This is a genomic window from Undibacterium sp. GrIS 1.8 (assembly GCF_040544445.1).
GTDB lineage: Bacteria > Pseudomonadota > Gammaproteobacteria > Burkholderiales > Burkholderiaceae_D > Undibacterium.
The window spans coordinates 150989-172090 of the sequence record NZ_JBEONQ010000004.1; the positions used below are offsets into that span (position 1 = coordinate 150989).

At 47.0% G+C, this 21102-nt stretch carries 16 protein-coding genes; 9 read left to right on the top strand and 7 right to left on the bottom strand.

Annotated features, from left to right (window positions below; genetic code table 11):
• Positions 1 to 59: 59 nt before the first annotated feature.
• Positions 60 to 1220, top strand: coding sequence for an NlpB/DapX family lipoprotein (gene bamC, locus AAKU64_RS03355; protein ID WP_354334165.1), 1161 nt, complete (start codon positions 60 to 62; stop codon positions 1218 to 1220).
• A 239-nt stretch (positions 1221 to 1459) separates the two neighbouring features.
• Here bamC and AAKU64_RS03360 read toward each other — a convergent pair whose 3' ends face one another.
• Both AAKU64_RS03360 and AAKU64_RS03365 read right to left on the bottom strand, forming a co-directional pair.
• Positions 1460 to 1684 carry a hypothetical protein gene (locus AAKU64_RS03360; protein WP_354361418.1) on the bottom strand — a complete coding sequence of 75 codons (225 nt, stop codon included), beginning with the start codon at positions 1682 to 1684 and terminating at the stop codon, positions 1460 to 1462.
• 335 nt (positions 1685 to 2019) lie between these two features.
• A complete protein-coding gene (locus AAKU64_RS03365) occupies positions 2020 to 3153 on the bottom strand; it encodes a JmjC domain-containing protein (protein WP_354334161.1) in 1134 nt (377 codons plus the stop codon).
• A gap of 76 nt (positions 3154 to 3229) precedes the next feature.
• On the opposite strand from AAKU64_RS03365, the gene AAKU64_RS03370 reads away from it, so the two are divergent.
• Positions 3230 to 3766, top strand: a complete 537-nt coding sequence (locus AAKU64_RS03370) for an FKBP-type peptidyl-prolyl cis-trans isomerase (protein WP_354334160.1) — start codon at positions 3230 to 3232, stop codon at positions 3764 to 3766.
• Positions 3767 to 4167: 401 nt separating this feature from the next.
• On the opposite strand, the gene mutS is transcribed toward AAKU64_RS03370, so the two are convergent.
• The 3 genes from mutS to AAKU64_RS03385 form a co-directional block, all read right to left on the bottom strand.
• Positions 4168 to 6825, bottom strand: a complete 2658-nt coding sequence (gene mutS, locus AAKU64_RS03375; protein ID WP_354361420.1) for a DNA mismatch repair protein MutS — start codon at positions 6823 to 6825, stop codon at positions 4168 to 4170.
• Positions 6826 to 6924: 99 nt separating this feature from the next.
• Positions 6925 to 8355 (bottom strand): DEAD/DEAH box helicase, encoded by a 1431-nt coding sequence (locus AAKU64_RS03380; protein ID WP_354361422.1) that lies wholly within the window; start codon positions 8353 to 8355, stop codon positions 6925 to 6927.
• Positions 8356 to 8556: 201 nt separating this feature from the next.
• Complete coding sequence (locus AAKU64_RS03385; protein ID WP_354334200.1) at positions 8557 to 9345, bottom strand: inositol monophosphatase family protein; 789 nt, start codon at positions 9343 to 9345, stop codon at positions 8557 to 8559.
• 174 nt (positions 9346 to 9519) lie between these two features.
• Between AAKU64_RS03385 and AAKU64_RS03390 the strand changes: the two genes are divergently transcribed.
• The 7 genes from AAKU64_RS03390 (at position 9520) to AAKU64_RS03420 (ending at position 20196) form a co-directional block, all read left to right on the top strand.
• Positions 9520 to 10284, top strand: a complete 765-nt coding sequence (locus AAKU64_RS03390; RefSeq protein ID WP_354334155.1) for an RNA methyltransferase — start codon at positions 9520 to 9522, stop codon at positions 10282 to 10284.
• 272 nt (positions 10285 to 10556) lie between these two features.
• Complete coding sequence (locus tag AAKU64_RS03395) at positions 10557 to 12416, top strand: type IV pilus assembly protein FimV (RefSeq protein WP_354334153.1); 1860 nt, start codon at positions 10557 to 10559, stop codon at positions 12414 to 12416.
• Between the two features lie 60 nt (positions 12417 to 12476).
• The gene (locus AAKU64_RS03400) at positions 12477 to 13124 is read left to right on the top strand and encodes a glutathione S-transferase family protein (protein ID WP_354334152.1); all 648 of its coding nucleotides are present in this window, start codon (positions 12477 to 12479) and stop codon (positions 13122 to 13124) included.
• Positions 13125 to 13369: 245 nt separating this feature from the next.
• Positions 13370 to 13762, top strand: a complete 393-nt coding sequence (locus tag AAKU64_RS03405) for a hypothetical protein (protein WP_354334150.1) — start codon at positions 13370 to 13372, stop codon at positions 13760 to 13762.
• Positions 13763 to 13934: 172 nt separating this feature from the next.
• Positions 13935 to 15341, top strand: coding sequence for a TolC family protein (locus tag AAKU64_RS03410; protein WP_354361424.1), 1407 nt, complete (start codon positions 13935 to 13937; stop codon positions 15339 to 15341).
• Between the two features lie 9 nt (positions 15342 to 15350).
• On the top strand, positions 15351 to 16970 hold the full coding sequence (locus AAKU64_RS03415; RefSeq protein WP_354334147.1) for an efflux RND transporter periplasmic adaptor subunit: 1620 nt from the start codon (positions 15351 to 15353) through the stop codon (positions 16968 to 16970).
• 10 nt (positions 16971 to 16980) lie between these two features.
• Positions 16981 to 20196, top strand: a complete 3216-nt coding sequence (locus tag AAKU64_RS03420; RefSeq protein ID WP_354361426.1) for an efflux RND transporter permease subunit — start codon at positions 16981 to 16983, stop codon at positions 20194 to 20196.
• A 37-nt stretch (positions 20197 to 20233) separates the two neighbouring features.
• Here AAKU64_RS03420 and AAKU64_RS03425 read toward each other — a convergent pair whose 3' ends face one another.
• Together AAKU64_RS03425 and AAKU64_RS03430 are read right to left on the bottom strand one after the other, a co-directional pair.
• A complete protein-coding gene (locus tag AAKU64_RS03425; RefSeq protein WP_354334143.1) occupies positions 20234 to 20896 on the bottom strand; it encodes an esterase/lipase family protein in 663 nt (220 codons plus the stop codon).
• Positions 20897 to 20910: 14 nt separating this feature from the next.
• Positions 20911 to 21102, bottom strand: a 192-nt coding sequence (locus AAKU64_RS03430) for a hypothetical protein (RefSeq protein WP_354361428.1), incomplete at its 5' end; no start/stop codon positions are given.

Consider the following 21102-nt stretch of genomic DNA (forward strand, 5'->3'; position numbering starts at 1 on the left):
GTGTGTCTTATTCATGTTTTATATACATTCAATTGATTAAAAATCGTAGGGATTTTCACATGGCAAAAAGCTTTGTTGCTAAAAATGGGATCAACAGTGCATTAGCGCTGGCTGGTGTTATCAGCTTAAGTGCTTGTACTTTTGTTGGTAATGTCCTTGAGCCAAATAAAATTGATTACAAAAGCGCCAGCAAGGCTGCCACTATTTCTCTGGAAGTTCCTCCTGACTTGACACAGATTCGTCGCGATAATCGATTCTCTGTTCCAAATAGTACACAAGGCAGTGCAACAGCCTCTAGCTACAACTTACAAAAGGGCAATGCTGCTCAATCTACAGCCGCAGTGATCGCGCCTTTGCAAGTTAAATCCATGCGTATCGAACGAGATGGTTCTCAGCGATGGTTGGTCGTTAATCAAACTCCTGAAGTCTTGTGGCCACAGATCAAAGATTTTTGGCAAGATTCCGGCTTCCTCATTAATGTTGAGTCCCAGGACGCAGGTGTGATGGAGACTGATTGGGCAGAAAATCGTGCCAAGATTCCACAAGATATTATCCGTAACACCTTGGGTAAAGTGCTTGACTCGCTGTATTCCACTGGCGAGCGAGACAAGTTCCGTACCCGTCTTGAGCGAACAGCGGATGGCAATGTAGAAATTTATATCAGCCATCGCGGTGCCCAGGAGGTTTTGGTTGGTTCGCAAAAAGATAGTACTGTCTGGACGCCACGTCCAAATGATAGTGGTTTGGAGGCAGAGTTTTTGTCTCGCTTAATGGTACGTTTGGGTGCTGACGGCGAGCGCGCTAAAGTTGCAGTGTCGTCTCCGGTAGAGTCGAAAACTCGTGCAAAATTGATTAAAACGGCTGATGCAACTTACATCGAGACGGATGAAGGTTTTGATCGTTCATGGCGTCGCGTAGGTTTAGCTTTAGACCGTATCGGTTTTACGGTAGAAGATCGTGATCGCTCGCAAGGTCTGTACTATGTTCGTTACATTGACCAAGACATTGATGCAAAAACAAAAGGCGCTAGTGAAGGCTTCTTCTCTAAGTTATTCTCATTCGGCTCTAGTGACGCTGCCAAGAATACAAAAAAATACCGCATTCTTGTGAATGGCAAAGGCGAAATCAGTCAGATCAGTATTTACGGTAACGACGGTAAATTAGAAGCATCTTCCACCGCTGATAAAATATTGAATTTACTGAGTGAACAACTGAAGTAAATCAGATCTAATTAAGAAACGGCATCATATTTTTATGATGCCGTTTTTTTATGTCCGCAATTAGATTAGGACTTACGCAAAACCGTCCCATCTCCGTTGTAGTGCTTAGCCGTACTAAAAGACTGCCCTCGTCGCTACGCTTTGCTGAGACAATTTCGTGTAAGTTCTATAAATAAATGGATGAAATTGCAGGCAAAAAAAACCGACCCGCAGGTCGGTTTTTTCAAGCAATAAAAAAATTACTTGGATGCTGCTGCTGGAGCGGAAGCTGCTGGAGCTGCACCAGATGCTGGAGCTGCATCAGCTGCTGGAGCTGGCATTGGTGCTTCGGCAGGAGCGGAAGCTGCTGCTGGAGCGGAAGCTGCTTGTACTGATGCTGCTGGTGCAACTGGAGCTTCTTCTTTTTTACCGCAAGCTGCCAAAGCAACTGCTAACAGAGAAACGAGCAAGAGTGATTTTTTCATGTTTGTACTTTCAATAAATAGATCAAAAATAAGATCAGAACTTTGCGATGAATAATTACCGGTAATTATCGCTCTATAGGTTAATTCGAGAGCTTAATTCCCCAAAAGGAATGGCGGCCCCTACGAAAGTTTCCTAACCCAGAATTATAATGATTTTTCATGCAATGGAATAGGTTTAGATTCGCTTTTATGCTCAATTTGCTCATTATTTAGGAATAAAAACAATTTTTTATTGGCAATATTCAATTTCTAGCTAAATAGTCGAAAAATTTTCATCAAATTAGCCTTTTTGATTACTTTTGTTACAAAGGCTTTTAGTCATTTTTAGTCGATTATCAACTTAAATTTAGCCAGCCATCTTCGTACCACATGCATAGTGCTTCCATCACATCATCAGAAACTTCGGCCATATCCTTACCATCAAGTTGTCTTTGATTTGCTAGTTTCACCAAGCTCGCTTTATCTTCTTTACCGATGGCAAACGATTCTCCGTTGATGAATACGTGCTTGCCCTTATAAAGCATCTGTGTTTTCAAAGAGAGTGAGACGCCATTTTTTTGTGCACTCTGTGTAAATCGTTTTGGTGTCAATGGTTTGGCTGGTGAAGTAAAAAATACGTTTGATTTTGGCGTTGTTAGATATTCGCCAATAAAAATCGTAATATCGTCTTCAGTAAACTTGATTTTTGCGATTTGCTCTGCAATGTTATCCACCATCGCTGAGCTAAGTTCTGCGGAGCGCAGGCTGGCTTTTAAATCTGGATCGGCATAGCGTCCGGGCAAATCAATTGAGTCGGACATAAACTGTAAAAATGACTCGCCTAGCTCTTGGTAGGAAGGCGCACGGAAACCGATCGAATATGTCATGCATTCACCAATCGCAACGCCATCATGGGCGTATTGTGGTGGCAGGTAGAGCATATCGCCTGGCTCCAGTACAAACTCTTGATCCGGTTTAAAGTTGCGCAATACTTTGAGCGGCATCCCCTCGATTAAACTTAAATCTTTTTGCGCGCCGATCTTCCAGCGACGTTGTCCGTGTGCCTGGAGCAAAAATACATCGTAAGAATCAAAATGGGGACCAACGCCTCCACCGTCTTCTGCATAGCTGATCATCAAGTCGTCTAGCCGCGCATCTGGAATAAAACTGAATTCACGTAGTAAAGCATCTGCATCTTTATGATGTAAATTTACACCTTGAACCAACAAGGTCCAGTCTTTTTTTTCTTTGACGGGCAATTGCTTGAACGGGCCGTTTTGCATTTCCCAGTGTTTACCGAAAAAACTGATCAGGCGTGATTCAACGTCGTCTTGCGCCGCCAGTTCAAATAAAGCGTCTTTGGGAAGCAGCGGGCTGAAGCCAGGAATTGCCTGTCGTATCAGTAAAGGTTTTTTATGCCAGTATTCGGCAAGAAATTGATCGGGCATGATGTTGCCAAGCAAGGGCAATTTGGAAGATAAATTTTTCATGTCCGAATTATAGTCGTGGCTTGTTCAACTAGCCAGACGGGTATAATTCGGCTGCACATTATTTTTAAGGAATATCATGAAGATTGTCAAAGATACAGTTGTTACTGTTAACTATAAACTGTCAGATGCACAAGACAACTTGATCGAAGATGGTCAACAGCCTATGGTGTATTTGCATGGTGGTTACGAAAACACACTGCCAAAAATTGAAGAAGCCCTGGATGGCAAAGACGTTGGTTACAAAACAGTGCTCCAGGTTGAGCCAGATGATGCATTCGGTGAGTATGATGCGACGCTGGTTAAAGTCGAACCACGTGATCGTCTACCGACACCGTTAGAGGTCGGTATGCAGTTTGAAGGCATGCAAGACGGCGATGAAGAAGATGACGCAGTGATTTTTACTGTGACAGATGTCGCTGACGATAAAGTAGTTTTAGACGGTAACCATCCGCTAGCTGGCATGGCTTTACGGTTTACGTTAGAAGTGGCTGATGTACGCGCTGCGACGGAAGAAGAATTGGCGCATGGTCATGTACACGGTGCAAATGGACACCATCACGACGAAGATGAAGATGATTCTGGCGATGAATATCGCAGTCATCCTATTCATTAATCGTTTTTTTGATTTTAAAAAAGCCGCAGAGTGTGAATTCTGTGGCTTTTTAATTTGTATGCTCAAAAATGATTGTCCATTGTGTATAAGCCTTACAAGCCAATTATGCTCTGGGAGCCGGATAAACATTGGACGTTCATTTTTCAAGTTGATAGTTAGTTCAACCCAGATTTTCCATTAAACCGCTACCACCTCGTAGAAACGCAGACGGAATACGGCGTTTATAGGGATAGCACTACCGCGATTTGAGTGGGAGTGCTACAGCGACAATTGCACCTTTGGCGAACCGCCTGGCGTTGTTGCTCCTCCTAGCAAGATGCAGCTTGCGTCGTCGTCGCGTCTAGCCAGTCAGTCAGTCCACCAAAGGTACACTTGTCGCTGTTTCAATGGAAAATCTGGGTTCAAAGGTGCTCTTTTGCTAATTGCTTTAACGCATACAAGGCCTCTAAAGCTTCTCTCGGCGTCATCGCATCGGGGTCTAGCTCGCTGATAGCATCCAGTATTGGTGTGTCAGCTGCTATTTCATTATGTTCATAGGCTGTATCGGCGCTTTTGATGGCTGTATTAACGCTAAACAGATCAAACTGCGGCGTCGCTTGTAGAGAGTGTGCCTCCAGCTCCGCCAGATGCTTTCTGGCGGCGCGTATTACGCCTTGCGGAATGCCTGCTAGCTGCGCTACCTGCAAGCCATAACTTTGTGACGCTGGACCTGCCTGTACCGCGTGCAGGAAGACGATATTCTCTTTATGCTCAATGGCGGACAGGTGGACGTTCTCAGCACTGGGGTGTAGCTCGGGTAACTGCGTCAGTTCAAAATAATGGGTGGCAAATAATGTATAGCTTTTGGATACCAAAATTAAATGGCGTGCAATGGCCCAAGCCAGTGCCAAACCATCAAAGGTCGACGTGCCACGCCCGACCTCATCCATCAAGACAAGTGACTGCTCGGTTGCTCCGTGCAAAATTGCCGCAGATTCAGTCATCTCCACCATGAACGTGGAGCGACCGCCAGCCAGATCATCTGCCGCACCAATACGCGTGAAGATGCGATCAATCGGGCCAATCACGACTGTATTTGCGGGGACATAGCTGCCAACATAGGCCAGCAAAGTAATCAGCGCTACCTGACGCATAAAGGTTGACTTACCACCCATATTAGGACCCGTAATTAACAGCAATTTACGCTCGTCGGATAGCTGGCAATCGTTGGCGATAAAGCGCTCAATCTGATTTTCAACCACCGGATGGCGACCTTGCTCGATTTGCAGCATGGGTTCTGCGACCAGTTGTGGCGCGCACCAGTTATTTTTGCTCGCGTGTTTCGCCAGACTCACCAGCGTATCAAGCTGCGCAACTGCATGTGCGATTGCTTGTAAGGTCGTAATGTATGGTAATAAATCTTGCAGCATTTTTTCGTACAAGACTTTCTCCCGAACCAGAGCACGTTCTTGTGCTGACAGTGCTTTGTCCTCAAAGGCTTTTAGCTCTTGTGTGATATAGCGCTCGGCATTTTTTAAGGTCTGGCGACGGCGATAGTTATCCGGCACTTTGTCTGTCTGGCCATTCGTGACCTCGATATAAAAGCCATGTACCTTGTTGTATTCAACACGTAAGTTGGCAATCCCGGTTCTGGCGCGCTCTGAGGTTTCCAGGTCAATCAAAAACGGACCCGCGTTCTCAGATAAGGCACGCAGTTCATCTAATTCGGCATCAAAGCCAGTCGCAATCACACCGCCATCACGTACCATGGTCGCAGGTTGCAACATCAGGCTACGTTCCAGTAAATCAAGGCACTCCGTTGGCGTTGCCAGATCAACTAAAATCTTAGTGAGTAAGCTGGTTTGATTGTCGGCGATGCACATTGCGACGTAGGATCTTACCGTCGGCAAATGCTGCAAGCCGTCACGCAAACCTGCTAAGTCACGTGGCCGCGCTGATTGCAAAGCGATGCGGGTAGTGACGCGTTCTATGTCTGGTACTGAGGTTAAAGTGGTGGACAGACCTGCCGTAGAATCTGCCTGAATCAGCGCTTTGATCGCATCATGTCTCGATCGTGCAATGGTTTGATCGCGCCGCGCATGATGCAACCAATGACGCAATAATCGCGAGCCCATCGCAGTCCGGCAATGGTCGAGTAAAGAAAACAGAGTAGGGGATTCTTGTCCGCGTAAGGTTTCAGTCAATTCCAAATTGCGGCGGGTTGCTGTATCTAGGCCAATAAATTCGTTCTCGGTTTCTACGGTCAGACTGTTAATGTGCTTAAGGCCACGACCTTGAGTCGCTTCTGCATAGCGCAATAAAGCACCGGATGCGCCCAGTGCCGCACTTAAATTTTCTGCACCAAATCCGGTTAACGAAGTCGTCGATAATTGATCTTGCAGCGATTTTTGACCCTGCTTCAGATCGAAATGCCAGTCAGGTACTTCAGAGAATTTGCCCGGTAAGGTCGCTTGCGATTGGTCTAGCAACAAACTGCCAGCTGACAACAATACCTCGGCTGGGGAGATACGTTCTAACTCTTGCTGCAAGCGGTTGAGAAGTGCTTTTTCATCTGTGCTGAATTCCATTAATTTCAGCACGCCGCTGGCGAGTGATAACCATGCCAGACCGACAGTGACGGTTTTACGTTGTTGCAGCAAACATAGTGCTAACAAAGGGCGCTCAGATTTCTCAGGCAATAGATCCGTATCCGTCAACGTACCCGGTGTGATGACGCGCATGACCTTGCGTTCTACCGGACCTTTACTCGTCGCTGGGTCGCCAATCTGTTCACAGATTGCAGCGGATTCACCCAGTTTCACTAATTTTGCGAGATACGGTTCTAGTGAGTGAAAAGGCACACCCGCCATCTTGATCGGCGCGCCATTGGAGGTGCCACGCTGGGTTAAGGTGATACCCAATAAGCGGGTTACTTTTTCTGCGTCTTCAAAAAATAATTCATAAAAATCACCCATGCGATAAAACACCAACGTGTCTGGATGATCTGCTTTGATGCGCAAATATTGCTGCATCATTGGAGTATGTTTTTCTGAATTTGTGATCGCAGAAGTAGTGGTCATTGATGGTGTTCGCTAGTTGAAAGGAAGGGCAATAAAAAATGCGCTTGGTAGCAAGCGCATTGTAGTCCTTTAGAAAAGGAATTTGATCACTTCATACAATTATCCGTTGCCGCCGCCGTTACTATTCCCGCGTCCGCCAGAGCGACGTGGTGTCGATTGATTGACGACAGGTCGTGATGGATGACGTGCATCGCCGCTGCGTTGCGCTGGTTTGCCTTGGGCTGCGCCAGTGCTGCTTTTACTGGCGCTACTGCGTGGTGCGGAAGATGTGGATGGTGCGCGCTGGCGATTTCCGCCGCCGCCATTACCACCATTGCCGCCGCGTGATTGACCTTGACCTCCGCCACCACTGCGCAATTGTATTGGTTGCGCTTTGGCATGAGGATCGGGAATAAAACCGTCGATGATTTCTTGTGGTAATTGGCGTTTGATCAGTTTTTCAATATCTGCCAAGAGTTTGAATTCATCCACGCATACCAGTGATACGGCTTCGCCAGTTGCGCCGGCACGGCCGGTGCGGCCGATACGATGAACATAATCTTCTGGCACATTTGGTAAATCGTAATTCACAACGTGCGGCAGCTGGTCGATATCAATACCGCGCGCGGCGATATCGGTGGCGACTAAAACGGTCAAGCTACCGTCCTTAAATTCTGCCAACGCTTTGGTGCGGGCTGATTGGCTCTTGTTGCCATGAATGGCCATCGCGTTGATGCCATCTTTGCCGAGCTGCTCTACCAGTTTGTTTGCGCCGTGCTTAGTACGGGTGAACACCAAGACCTGATTCCAGCTATGTGTTTTGATCAGGTGTGCAAGCATAGGGTGCTTTTTATCGCGGTCAACCGGATGAACCTTTTGCGCGATGACTTCCACCGTGGAATTGCGACGTGCGACTTCGATCATGGCCGGGTTATTCAGCAAGCGATCTGCTAGAGTTTTGATCTCGTCTGAGAAGGTCGCAGAGAACAACAAGTTCTGACGCTTTGCAGGCAAAATCGCCAGCACCTTTTTGATATCGTGAATAAAGCCCATGTCGAGCATACGGTCGGCTTCATCCAATACCAAAATTTCTACCTGGCGCAAATCGATCGTACCTTGCTGGTGGTGATCGAGTAGGCGACCTGGTGTCGCTACCAGAATATCGACACCATTTTTCAGCAATTTAATTTGTGGATTGATGCCCACGCCGCCAAAAATAACGCCGGAGTTCAGGTTGGTATATTTACCGTAGATGCGGACACTTTCTTCAACTTGCGCTGCCAGTTCACGGGTCGGGGTCAGCACCAGAGTGCGGATCGGGCGACGATCTAATTTATTTTTTGGTGTGACGGCCGAAGTGGACAGACGCTGCAAAATAGGTAGCGTAAAACCAGCGGTCTTACCCGTGCCAGTTTGCGCACCGGCCAATAAATCACCACCGCTGATCACGGCGGGTATGGCTTGCTTTTGGATTGGGGTAGGGGTGGTGTAGCCTTGTTCGCTGACGGCACGAACGATGTTCTCGGACAAACCGAGTTCTGAGAATGACATAATTTATTTCTATCTAACTTCGACTTAATTTTACTGAATGGACATAGGCAAATGATTGCTGCAATATTCTTGCTTGTGATTTACCTATGCTTACATACTCGGCTAGAGTATTTTTTATTGTCCATACGTTCTCTGGACAATAAGGGGTATTTATGACAATACTCCCCTTTTTTTTCTGTCTTTATTGAAAGAGCTATTTACTTATTTTACTGAAAACGGTTGGAAAGCGCCGACCATCTGGCCGAATACTTTTGGTGTGCCTGCAAGTACGTCGCCTTTGTGCAAATAATCGCTGTCGCCAGAGAAGGTGCCGACGATTCCGCCAGCTTCTGTGACTAACAAGGAGCCGGCAGCGATATCCCACGGTGCCAGACCTTTTTCAAAAAAGCCGTCCAAACGACCGGATGCAACATAGGCTAAATCCAAGGCCGCAGCACCAGCTCTTCTCAAGCCCTGGCATTTGGTCGTTATGATTTTGAACATTTCGACATACTCGTCCAGATTGGAAAAGTCGCGGGAAGGGAAGCCCGTGCCGATCAGCGCATCCGCGATTTTGTCGCAGCGGGTAACGCGGATACGTTTGTCGTTCAGAAAGGCACCCGCGCCTTTGCTGGCAGTGAACATTTCGTTGCGGACAGGGTCATACACAACCGCTTGCGTAATTACGCCGCGTTGTTGCAGAGCGATTGAGACGCAATATTGAGGAAAACCGTGGATGAAGTTGGTGGTGCCGTCGAGCGGATCGATGATCCAGACGTTGTCATTCTCGTCGTGTAAATTGGCGGAAGCCCCGGACTCTTCTGCCAGAATCGCATGATCTGGATAGGCAGTGGTCAGCACCTCAATGATGGCAGCTTCAGCAGCACGATCTACTTCGGTCACAAAATCGTTATATTGTTTTTCCGAGACCTGTACGCGATCTAGGTCGAAGGAAGCGCGGCTGATAATAGTCGCGCCACGGCGAGCGGCTTTAATTGCCGTATTGAGCATTGGGTGCATAAGGGTTTCCGTTAAAATGGCGGCATTGTCGATGCATACATCAGTAATGAAGTTTGCAAGTAAGATGTCACACAAAAATGAATTAAAGAGCGTCGCGTGTAACCATAAAACATATCACTGCGGCAAATAAACCGCATAGATTAACGCGTAATAACGCTATTTTAAATGAACTTGCCCCAAACTAACACATCTCTTTTCAAACGCCTGCGCTTTGTCCTGGTAGAAACTAGCCATCCTGGCAATATAGGCGCAGTGGCTCGTGCAATAAAAACCATGGGCTTTGCTGAGCTTGTCCTGGTCAATCCACGCTTTCCTGATGCATTAAGCAATCCTGACGCCATCGCGTTTGCCAGCGGGGCACAAGATGTTCTGGATTCTGCTCAAATCGTGGATTCGATCGATGCTGCTTTGTCGGGCTGCCAATTTGTCGCTGCTGTCAGCGCCAGACTACGAGAATTTTCTCCTCCGATCTGCACGCCGCGCGAGGTCGCACAGCGTTTAACGCAGAGCGCTGAATTATCAGGACCTGTGGCCTTGGTGTTTGGTAATGAGCGTTTCGGCTTGCCTAACGAGATCGTGGTTAAGTGCAATGCCTTGATCAATATCCCTGCTAATCCTGATTATTCCTCACTGAACCTGGCGCAAGCCGTGCAATTGCTTGCCTATGAGTGCCGGATTGCCGAAATAGGCGACAAGATGCCAGTAACGGATATTGGTTTTCAAGGTGCGATGGCGTCCGCTGATGATATTGAGGGTATGTACGTGCATTTAGAGAAAGCTTTGATTGCAATTAATTTCCTTGATCCCGCCCACCCTAAAAAATTGATGCCAAGACTTAAACGCTTATTTTCTCGTGCTCAACTAGAGGCGGAAGAAGTGAATATACTTAGAGGTATTGCGAAAAAAATATTGGAATCAAAAGTAGGCTGAAATCAAATTACGTGAATTGCTAGCGCACTAAATTTTTAAGATTGAATTGAAGTTTCTGATTAGTAATTAATTAAATTACTTTTGTTGCTTAAATTGATAAATAAGTTGAAATTGAAACGCTTTATCTTATTTTCTTCGGCTATTTGCTTCTGTGTTTGTTATAAAGCAAGTAAGATTGTGACTATATAAATCCATAGCTTGATTAGCTTTCGCTGTATTTTTAGTTCGATGACGACCGAGGTATTATTATTTTTCTTCAAGCCAACCGATTTTTGTTATTTCTATTTTTGCTTGCCGCATTACTCATTGGTGCGGCGGCTCCTGTTCACGCTCTTGGTTTGGGTGAATTACGTGTCCAGTCTGGCTTAGGGCAGCCACTCAAAGCCAATGTTGGTTTGCTTGGCTTAGACAGCAATAATGTCAGCCAATCTTGTATCACTGCCAAAGTAGAATCCTCTGATGGTGGGTTTTTAGCGATGGGGAACATTTCACTGAACCAGGTCGGTAATCCTAAATCAGTGCAAATTTTTACTCGCCAAAGTCTGGCAGAGCCCGCTGTAAAAATTACGATTGATATTGCTTGCGAAGCGCAACTCCATCGTGAATATATGGTGCTGCTTGATCCCCCGCAATTCAATGCGACAGAACGCAACAGTCCTATAACACTGCCCTCAGTTCAAGCTTTTCCTGACACCAAAGATTCAGCTCCAGATCAATCCATAGTAAGAAAAAAACCAAAAGTGAAGGCAGACTCTTCGGTTAAGAGTGAAGCTGCTTTCAGCAAAGGATCGCTGCACTCAACAAGTACATTGTCGACAAAGGCTGTCAAAACACCACCTAAAGAACATAAAGACGTTTTAAAGCTGTCCGATGACTCTATCGTTTTGCCGCAGCAGGGTTTGCATTTAAGCGATAGCTTGTCCTCAGCACCGTTAGAGCAACAAAGTGCTAGCAATATGGCTGAGCTAAAGGCTGCTCAGGCTCATTTTGCGGCTTTAATGCGCGGAGATAATACGGATGTTGAGTCTGAGGCGCAGTTAAAAAGCAGACAGCAAAAAATACAAGCCTTGCAGATGGAAGCGACCCAGCTAAAAAAGCAAAGCCAGATAGACAAAGCAGCGCTGGATGATATGAAAGACAGCAGCTTTTCTCGTAATTGGATGATCGGTCTCTCAGCATTTATTCTTGCTGGCGTACTAATCATCGCGATGTTGATCATTTATATTAATCGTTTGCATAAACGTGCTGAATTTTCCTGGTGGGAGCAGAACGCACAAAAAAATGCTGAGCCGAAAAAGAACATAGAAGAAATTGTGAATAGTGTGCAGGCGTCTTATGACTCAAACGATGCGGGCACTTTCCAAACCTATGAAATGAATCCGCAAAATTCACATCTTAATAAATTTGAGAAAGCCTCAAGTGATAGTGATGCGGTTTGGGCCGGAACAGATCAGAGTGTTAAAAGCAATACCGCCAGAACACCGACACTGGAAGAAAGCAACAGCAGCACATTTAATTTTTTCTCCACCCGAGGTAGTTCTGTCAAAGTAGAAGAGATTTCAGATGTGACTCAGGAGGCTGAATTCTGGATTTCTGTCAACGATCCGCAGCGAGCGATTGAAATACTAGAACCACAAGCTGACATATTGCAGCCAGACTCTCCGGTACCTTGGTTATATCTGCTAGATCTATATCGCTCAACCAATAACAGAGAAAAATACGATGTTATGCGCAGTCGTTTTATTCTTCATTTTAATGCCAATATTCCAGATTTTGAAACTGACCCTGTGGCGAGCGAGAATCGGCAGCTTGAAGACTTCGTTCATTTGACTGAGCGCATTTGTTCTATGTGGGGCAATAATGATATCTTGCCGTTCCTGCAAAGTTTGTTAGTCGATGACAGAGACGGTAAACGCATGGGATTTGAACTGCCTGTGTATCGCGATATTTTATTGTTAATTGCCATAGCCAATGAACTTGAACGTACTAAGACAATAGGCAGCGTAATGGGTAGCGGTTGGACTGGTGCACATGATGTAAGTACCTTGGATAAGCCTGTTGCGGATTCATTTGGCAGGCCAGATTCAAATTCCATTGACTTTGAATCCATCGATTTTAAAAAGAAAACTTAATTTAGATTACTAAAAATTACATTCAAAATTAATAAAAATTTAACTATAGACAGGTGACAAATGATTAAATTATGTGGATTTGCAGTTAGTAACTATTACAACAAAGTCAAATTAGCCCTCCTCGAAAAACAGATTCCTTTTGAAGAAGTCTTAGTCTGGACTGATCGTTCTCCAGAACTCTTAGCCCATTCTCCATTGGGCAAAGTACCTTTTATTCAGACTGAGCAGGGCTCATTGTGCGAATCTCAAAATATTTTGGATTATCTGGAAGTCACTTATCCTGAGCATCCATTAATTCCAAAAGATGTTTTTGCTGCGGCAAAAGTAAAAGAGTTAATTACTTTTTTAGAGTTGCATCTGGAGCTAGTTGCTCGCGAGTTATATGGAGAGGCGTTTTTTGGCGGTAAGGTGTCCGATGAGGTTAAGCTCAGAGTTGAGAAGCAATTGACGCGTAATATCAATGCTTTAACGCCTATGCTTAAGTTTGCTCCGTTTGTCGCCGGAGATGAATTTACGATAGCTGATTGTGCTGCAGCAGTACATTTTCCTTTAGTATCAATGGCGACTAAAGCGATTTACGGACGTGATTTTTTAGCTGATTTGCCAGTGCGCGATTACGTCAAAATGATTTCTGAACGTCCTCATATGCAAACAATCAATGCAGACAGAAAAGCTAATCAAGTGCTGATGGCTGGGATTAAGAAATAAAAGCTTAAAATAATTTTTATAACCATTCCCACGACAACATGCCAGAAGGGCCACACAGCGATCCGCACAGACATAATATTTTGCAGCACCGTCACGCTCATGTCCCGGATTTGCATCATGGTCATATTCACTAACAAGACTTAACAAGATAGGTGAAGTTAAAGTAAGACAACAGATATAGCAGCCCATTTTGGAGTATTGGCTGTAATCTTAAACGATCCATAAAATTGGTTTATAATCCGCAAATGTTAAAAAAGTTCATCATCCTGCTCATCGTTGCTTTCACACTCCAGCTCAGCTGGTCGGTGGCAAGTGACTATTGCATGCATGAGACTGGCAAATCATCACAGCATTTTGGACATCATCCGCATCAACATCATGCCGATGAACAAGCAGGTAATCCGGCTGAAAAACAAGCAGATCAGCCAAGCAATTCTGCTGAAAAGAAATCTGACTCAAAAATAGCATTCCACCCGGATTGCGCATCGTGTGCACATAGCCCGGTTGCTGCGTATTCATTGCAAAACGAACTGGTCAAGCCGTCACCGATTGCTTTTCAAGTTAATACTTCAAAGACGGAGCCAACGGCTCCTTATCTGGGCAAGCCTCTGCGCCCCAAATGGATGATCGCTGCCTAGTTCCAGCGCATCGTTAGTCCCCCATTTTGTTTTACTGATTTACACGCTAAATATAGTTTGACTATGGCGTCGTAGACGCGACTTCGCTGGATTTTCCCTGCTCGATTGTCGGAATTTTTTCCGAGACGTTGTCGAGCTGTTTTCGGTTTTATCGAATACGCAGGATCATCCTATGTCACCATTTTTTAAAATATTTTCACCCCTGGCCTTGTCTGCCGGGATTTTGTGTCCGGCTACATCTTCCATCGCTTCAACCCAGGCATTCTCAGCAGAGCCGTCTGCGCCATTACACACTTTATCGGTCACTTCCGCAGTTACCTCGCCAGCTACCTCATCAACCTCATCACTCACCTTACCAGTGGCACTTGATCGCGCTCTTAAAGCCAATCCGGAGATCGCCGCTGCAATGCGTGCGGTGCAAGCGCAACAGGGCGTCAGGCGTCAGGCGGGTATGTTGCCCAACCCTGAGCTGGCCGCGACTGTAGAAGATACGCAAAAAGCGACCAGAACCACCACCGTCCAACTGAATCAATTAATAGAACTGGGCGGCAAACGCTCTGCGCGGATGACTGCAGCAGAGCGTCAATATGATATTGCTGTGATTGAACTGGCGATGAAACGTGCGGAGATTCACGCCGCAGTAGTCTCGTATTTTTATGAGGTATTGATCGCACAAGAGCGACAACGTCTGGCGCGTAGCTCTACCGAACTGGCACAAACGGTAACGCAAGCAGCCTCTAAGCGGGTGTTAACCGGAAAAATCTCACCGCTGGAAGAGACTAAAGCGCGCGTTGCTGAGTCGGCTATTCGTATTGAACTTGCGCAAGCCAATAGCGACCTTATCACCGCACGCCAGCAACTTGCTGCCGTGATGGGGAGTCATTTGTCCATAGTTGAGACGGTAGCCGCTCAGTCGTCCGGCGCAACAAGTCACCTAACTCGGCCTAACTTAATGAGTCAGCTGAATTTGCCAAACGTTCCAAGCCTGCCGGAGATCATGGCAAGTATGCAGCGCTCCCCCATTTTGCTGCGAGCAAGGACAGAAGTGGATCGACGTCTTGCCTTGTCGCAGGTAGAACGCAGCCGTCGGGTACCGGATATTACCCTTAGCGCCGGTGCTAAACGTGATGAGCAATTAGGGCGTAACCAGGCGATCTTTGGTGTCTCAATACCGCTTCCCTTATTCGATCGTAACCAGGGCAATCTGCAAGAAGCCTTAAGCAGAACCGATAAAGCGCGTGATGAGTTAAGCGCGACAGAACTGCGTCTGGGCAGCGAACTGATGCAAGCTCATCAGCGCCTGAGTGTGGCGCGCGAGGAGACCACATTGATGCAAAAAGACCTGTTGCCGGGAGCGCAAACAGCGTACGACGCATCGCTTAAAGGCTTTGAATTTGGCAAGTTCAGCTTTCTGGATGTACTCGATGCACAACGTACTTTGCTGCAAGCACAATCCCAGTATTTGCGTACTTTATCCGACACCCACCGCGCCGCTGCTGAGATGGTACGTCTTACCGGTGACGCTACTTTGATTGCTGTGCTGATCTCGGATCAGGCAGCATCCATATCCCCATTTTAGGAGCTGAAGATGGACTTAAATACCGACAACAAGATGAATAAAAATAATCAAAAAAATAGACATCAGCGCCTCGCCATTGCCGTGGTGCTGGTAATCGCCGCTGTGTTGGCTGGTCTGATTTTGATGGGTAAGGGAAGTCGTACCGGAGCGGACGAGCATAGCGAAGAACATGGTAACGAAGCACATGCTGACGTCGCTGAAAATGCTAAGGGAAATCAGGCAAATCTGGTAACAAGTACGACCGCTTCTTCTGCACAAAAAACATCGCCAAGTGAGTTTTTAAAAGGGCCACACGGCGGTAAATTATTTGCCAAAGACGGCTTTGGTCTGGAGCTCACTATTTTCGAGACTGGGGTGGAGCCGGAATTCAGACTGTACACCTATAAAGATGGCAAAGCTCTGGTACCTGATGCACAAGCAGCAAGCAAACTCAACATCGTTTTAGAGCGCTTAGGGCGCGCGCCGCAAACCTTTACATTTGTGCCGGAGAAGGACTATTTCAAAGGGAGTGCCACCGTAGATGAACCGCATTCTTTCAAGGTCACCATCGCAGCTCAATACAATAATCAGTCCTATCAATTTGCTTATGAACAGGTGGAGGCACGTATCAGTATGAGCGAATCCCAATTACAGCAAAATGGAGTAGTGCTGGCCACTGCCGGACCTGCGAAGATACAAAGTGCGCTGACCTTGGCTGGTGAAATTCGTTTCAATCAGGATCGCATGATCCAAGTCGTGCCACGTCTGACCGGTATTGTCGAAACGGTGTCGGCTAATGCCGGTGACAAAGTACAAAAAGGGCAGGTATTAGCCGTCATATCTAGTCAGGCGCTGGTAGATCAGCGCAGCGATATGCTGGCCGCGCAAAAACGCCTGGGATTAGCCCGCACTAATTTTGAACGTGAAAAAAAATTATGGGAAGAAAAAATCTCCGCAGAACAGGATTACTTGCAAGCCCGTAATGCCATGCAAGAGGCAGAAATTATTCTGCAAAGTGCACAGCAAAAGTTGGTATCGCTCGGTGCCACTGCGAGTGCTGGCGGCAACCTGACAAGGTATGAAATACGTTCTCCGATTGCCGGTACCGTGACCGAAAAAAATATCGTTCCGGGACAATCACTCAAAGATGACACGCCGATTTTTATCGTTGCGGATTTAAGCACTGTCTGGGTAGAAATGACCGTGCCTGCCAAAGATATTAATCTCATCAAATCAGGACAAAAAGCCAAAGTCACTGCCACTGCATTTGTCGCGGAAGCTAACGGTAACTTGTCCTATATTGGATCGTTAGTCAGTGAACAATCGCGTACGGCAATTGCGCGCGTCGTACTGCCTAACACCAAGGGATTATGGCGCCCTGGCTTACAAGTCAGTATCAACCTGGTGTCCGATGAGGTAGAAGTGCCCGTCGCAGTTGCCGTTGACGGGATACAGAGCCTAAAGGAAACAAGCACCGTATTCGGCCGATATGGCAATGATTTTGAAGCGCGCCCGGTTACCTTGGGACGTAGCGATGGCAAATTTGTAGAAGTACTTAAAGGCTTCAACGCGGGTGAACGCTATGCAGCAAAAAATAGCTTTCTGATTAAAGCCGATATTGGCAAATCCGGCGCAAGCCACGATCATTAAGGAGAACAATATGTTTGAAAAAATCATACAGTTTTCCATCGCCCAACGGTGGGTGATTCTGATGCTGACATTAACGATGGCGCTATTGGGATTCTATAATTACCAAAAACTGCCCATCGATGCGGTACCCGACATTACTAATGTACAGGTGCAAATCAATACTTCTGCACCCGGATATTCACCATTAGAGGCAGAGCAGCGTATTACGTTTCCGATAGAAACTGCAATGGCGGGTTTGCCACGTCTGGAGCAGACAAGATCTTTATCACGTTACGGCTTGTCGCAAGTGACAGTGATCTTCAAAGATGGTACTGATATTTACTTTGCGCGCCAGCTCGTCAATGAGCGGATACAGGAGGCCAAGGCCAGGTTACCGGTCGATGCAGAACCTGGCATGGGGCCAATTTCAAGCGGCTTGGGAGAGATTTACATGTGGACGGTTGAGGCCAAAGAAGGTGCTTTAAAAGCCGATGGCACGCCCTATACCTCCACTGATCTGCGCGAAATTCAAGACTGGATTGTCAAACCGCAATTGCGTAATGTCCCCGGGGTGACGGAGATTAACTCGATTGGTGGTTTTACCAAAGAATTTCAGGTGGCGCCGAGTCCTGATAAGTTGCGGTCTTACGGTCTCACTTTACAAGATGTGGTTACCGCACTAGAGCGCAACAATACCAACGTCGGCGCAGGTTATATTGAAAAGCGGGGTGAGCAATATCTGATCCGCGCACCTGGTCAGGTGGATTCCATCAGCGATATCAATAATATGATCGTCGGCAGCCAACAGTCGGGTGTAGTACGCATTAAAGATATTGCCGAAGTCGGTATCGGGCAAGAGCTGCGTACTGGTGCCGCGACCGAAAACGGGCAAGAGGTTGTGCTCGGAACGGTATTCATGCTGCTTGGTGAAAACAGCCGTACTGTGGCTCGCGCTGTAGATCAAAAATTGGATCAAATTAATCTCAGTTTGCCCAAAGGCGTGATCGCTAAAACGGTATATGACCGCACTACACTGGTGGATAAAGCGATCAGCACCGTGAAGAAAAATTTACTGGAAGGTGCATTATTGGTCATCACAATTTTATTTCTGTTTTTAGGAAATATTCGCGCCGCGCTAATCACCGCATTGGTGATCCCTTTGGCGATGTTGTTCACTTTTACCGGTATGGTGGGCAATAAGGTCAGCGCCAATCTGATGAGTTTGGGCGCGCTGGATTTTGGCATCATCATTGACGGCGCAGTCGTGATCGTAGAAAACTGTGTGCGGCGTCTGGCGCATGCGCAAACCAGCTTAGGACGCTTATTAACCCGCAAAGAGCGTTATCAGGAAGTCTTTGCTGCTGCGCAAGAAGCACGCAGACCATTGCTGTTTGGTCAGCTCATCATCATGGTCGTGTATTTGCCGATTTTTGCGCTCACAGGTGTTGAGGGCAAGATGTTCCATCCGATGGCGTTTACTGTGGTGATTGCTTTGCTGGGTGCGATGATTTTATCGATTACTTTTATCCCAGCAGCGGTCGCTTTACTGATCGGTGACAAAGTCAGCGAAAAGGAAAATAAGCTGATGGTCTGGGCAAAGCAGGCATATCAACCGATGCTGGCTTTTACGATGATGAATAAAGCATTAGTCCTGACTATTGCTGGCGTGATTGTCGTTTTAAGCGGGCTATTGGTGAGTCGCATGGGGAGCGAGTTTGTACCGAGTCTGAACGAAGGCGATATTGCATTGCATGCCTTAAGAATACCCGGCACCAGCTTATCTCAGGCGATTCTGATGCAAGCCGAGCTGGAGAAGACGATTAAGAAATTCCCTGAAGTCGATAAGGTATTTGCCAAAATCGGCACGGCAGAAATCGCAACCGATCCCATGCCACCGAGCGTGGCGGATACCTTTATTATTTTAAAGCCGACATCCGCTTGGCCAGATCCCAAACGCAGCAAAGCAGACCTGATCAAAGCGATGCAAGCGGCAGTGTCGCAAGTGCCGGGTAATAATTACGAGTTCACGCAGCCTATCCAGATGCGGTTTAATGAGTTGCTATCTGGTGTGCGCAGTGACGTGGCTGTCAAAGTCTTTGGCGACGATATGGAGGTTATGAACAGTACAGCCGATAAGATATCTGCGGTGCTGGAAAAAATTCCTGGCGCCGCCGACGTTAAGGTGGAGCAAACCACCGGTTTGCCAATGCTAACGATACAGATTGATCGCGAAAAAGCGGCCAGAATGGGATTGAACGTGGCAGATGTGCAAGAGGTAATTGCCACTGCCGTCGGCGGCAAAGAGGCGGGCACGATGTTTCAGGGAGACCGGCGTTTTGATATCGTGGTTCGTTTGCCAGAGGCACTCCGTAGTGATATCGAGGCACTAAAGCGTTTGCCTGTTCGACTGCCAGCGGCATCCTCTGCTTCGTCATCAATTTTGTCATCAACTTCGTCATTTCGTTCAGATGCTGCAATGCATGCGTCCTTTGTCCAGTTAGCCGATGTGGCAAGTTTTAATTTTGCTCCAGGACCGAATCAGATCAGCCGGGAAAATGGAAAGCGCAGTGTCGTCGTCACGGCGAATGTCAGAGACAGAGATATCGGCTCTTTCATCAATGAGGCACAACAGCAGTTAGCCGAAAAAGTCGCCATTCCAACTGGCTACTGGACTACTTGGGGTGGCACTTTTGAGCAGCTGGAATCAGCGGCTAAGCGATTAAAAATTGTGGTGCCTGTCGCTTTATTCTTAGTATTACTATTGCTGTTTGCGATGTTCAATAATCTGAAAGATGGTTTGCTGGTATTTACTGGTGTGCCGTTTGCGTTGACTGGCGGTATCGTTGCACTTTGGTTGCGCGATATTCCTTTATCAATTTCGGCGGGAGTTGGTTTTATCGCACTGTCTGGTGTGGCGGTACTCAACGGCTTGGTGATGATTGCTTTTATCCGAAGTTTGCGCGAGGAGGGGATGCGGCTGGATGCAGCGATTCAGCTCGGAGCTTTGACCCGCTTGCGACCAGTATTGATGACGGCGTTGGTTGCCTCGCTGGGCTTTATTCCGATGGCGATTGCGACCGGTACGGGAGCAGAAGTGCAACGACCATTGGCAACGGTCGTGATCGGCGGAATCTTGTCGTCTACTTTGCTGACTTTGCTGGTATTGCCCTTGCTGTACCGGATGGTGCATCGCCGTGAGGCGGAGGAAGATTCGGTTACTGTTGCTATCAATTCAGTTGGCAACTAGGTTGTAAACTAAGTTAGCAACTTAGTTAGCGACTTAGTCAGGCTGGAAGGTGGGCCAGAATCGCCTCACTCACGAGGCGATTTGATGGCATCAGCGTGTGCATGATGGGTAGTAAGATTTCTTTTTCTGCCCATGGTGCATACGCCTCTGATATAGACACCACGCCGTCATTGTCTTCATCGCCGAAAGGGCTGTATTTGCCCTTAATTCCTTTGGTGCCGATGATCGTAATCGTCGGTGTTTTGACAGGTGCAATCGCTGCCATGCGCTCAGCACTTGATAACAATTGTCCGCAATCTCCTGTCGCCACTCTGAATGGCAACAGATGTTGCACCCGTCCCGCCACTCTGGAGGTCGTAATGGGCGAGCCGAGTAAAAACAATTGCCGGGGCTGACGGCAATCTTCCGGCAATACATTGATCGCACCGCGCAACAACACACCGCCGAGCGAATGCCCAATCAAAACATAATCGCCCTTGGCCGCAACTGCCGTGATCGTTTTAACGAGCCTGTCCCGGATTCCCGCAAAGCTTTCCAGCGCCACAAAATAATTAAAACTGCTGGTCGTCAGACCATGCGCCCGCAAACGTTGCAGCATCGGTGTAGCCGACAGCGATGAGCGCCCCATCCCATGTACAAACAAGGCTTGCAGTGGCTGAGTACCGATTTGAGAATGTTCTTGAGTAGATTTGTCAGCCATTGATTGCTGTAAATTTAAAAATAAGGGGAGTATATGAAAAAATATACGGCGGATTCAAGTACGAAGAGCAACATTGAATAAAAAGTCAAAGGGTCAGATGCGATAGCATTCTGCCTTTTGACCAGCCAGTCGAAAGTTGCCGAATATGCGCTATACACACCTAACCCAAGACGAACGATACCAAATTTACGCACTACGGTTAGAAA

Coding starts and splice junctions, on each gene's coding strand:
- bamC (WP_354334165.1), top strand. CDS start 60: ATGGCAAAAAGCTTTGTTGCTAAAAATGGGATCAACAGTGCATTAGCG.
- AAKU64_RS03360 (WP_354361418.1), bottom strand. CDS start 1,684: ATGAAAAAATCACTCTTGCTCGTTTCTCTGTTAGCAGTTGCTTTGGCA.
- AAKU64_RS03365 (WP_354334161.1), bottom strand. CDS start 3,153: ATGAAAAATTTATCTTCCAAATTGCCCTTGCTTGGCAACATCATGCCC.
- AAKU64_RS03370 (WP_354334160.1), top strand. CDS start 3,230: ATGAAGATTGTCAAAGATACAGTTGTTACTGTTAACTATAAACTGTCA.
- mutS (WP_354361420.1), bottom strand. CDS start 6,825: ATGACCACTACTTCTGCGATCACAAATTCAGAAAAACATACTCCAATG.
- AAKU64_RS03380 (WP_354361422.1), bottom strand. CDS start 8,355: ATGTCATTCTCAGAACTCGGTTTGTCCGAGAACATCGTTCGTGCCGTC.
- AAKU64_RS03385 (WP_354334200.1), bottom strand. CDS start 9,345: ATGCTCAATACGGCAATTAAAGCCGCTCGCCGTGGCGCGACTATTATC.
- AAKU64_RS03390 (WP_354334155.1), top strand. CDS start 9,520: ATGAACTTGCCCCAAACTAACACATCTCTTTTCAAACGCCTGCGCTTT.
- AAKU64_RS03400 (WP_354334152.1), top strand. CDS start 12,477: ATGATTAAATTATGTGGATTTGCAGTTAGTAACTATTACAACAAAGTC.
- AAKU64_RS03405 (WP_354334150.1), top strand. CDS start 13,370: ATGTTAAAAAAGTTCATCATCCTGCTCATCGTTGCTTTCACACTCCAG.
- AAKU64_RS03410 (WP_354361424.1), top strand. CDS start 13,935: ATGTCACCATTTTTTAAAATATTTTCACCCCTGGCCTTGTCTGCCGGG.
- AAKU64_RS03415 (WP_354334147.1), top strand. CDS start 15,351: ATGGACTTAAATACCGACAACAAGATGAATAAAAATAATCAAAAAAAT.
- AAKU64_RS03420 (WP_354361426.1), top strand. CDS start 16,981: ATGTTTGAAAAAATCATACAGTTTTCCATCGCCCAACGGTGGGTGATT.
- AAKU64_RS03425 (WP_354334143.1), bottom strand. CDS start 20,896: ATGGCTGACAAATCTACTCAAGAACATTCTCAAATCGGTACTCAGCCA.